This window comes from Staphylococcus sp. EG-SA-2, assembly GCF_017152085.1.
Window position 1 is genome coordinate 1 of sequence record NZ_JACYHC010001069.1, and the last position, 752, is coordinate 752.

Genomic DNA, 752 nt, shown 5'->3' on the forward strand with positions numbered 1-752 from the left:
ATCAAGAACGCAAATTATAAGCAACCACGTCATATATAGTTTCTACTTATAAATAAATTGTTTATTTATATTAGACGCTTATGTAAAGAGGGCGTAACCTTAAATGTAATTACTTATAAGGGGTGAAGATAGTATGAATTATTCGCCAAAACAAGGTGTAAGAAGTCATGGTTTACCGCACGACCCATTTAAAAGTAGTACAGTACCACGTCCAATAGGGTGGATCTCTACTGTATCGAAAGATGGGAAAGATAATTTAGCGCCTTATAGTCAGTATCAAAACTTAACTTGGGATCCGCCTATGGTTATGTTCGCAGCAAATCAATCCGTTCTTGGTGATCACGAACGTAAAGATACAGTGAAAAATGCTGAAGAGACAGGTTGGTTTGTGTGGAATATGGCAACGTATGATTTAAGAGAAGCAGTTAATTTATCATCGAAAGCATTGCCACCAGAAGAGGATGAATTTAATTTTGCAGGTGTAACAAAGGAAAAATGTATAGAAGCTCCAGGATATCGTGTAAAAGAATCGCCAGTTCATTTTGAATGTGAGTACGTTCAAACGATTCGTATTCCAACTGGAGATCCAGTATCTACCGTAGATATTGTTATAGGAAGAGTTGCTCAAGTTCATATTGACGATAAGGTTATTCTTGATAATGGTAAATTGGACATTAAGTCGATTAAACCTATTGCCAGATTAGGATATTACGATTACACAGTAGTGAATGAGATATTTGAAATGAAAGCAC

At 35.8% G+C, this 752-nt stretch carries 1 protein-coding gene; it reads left to right on the plus strand.

The annotated features are described in order from the left end of the window. Nucleotides 1-133 precede the first annotated feature (133 nt). Nucleotides 134-752 (plus strand): flavin reductase family protein (locus IDG60_RS27910; protein ID WP_206161023.1); only part of this gene is annotated, 619 nt, incomplete at its 3' end.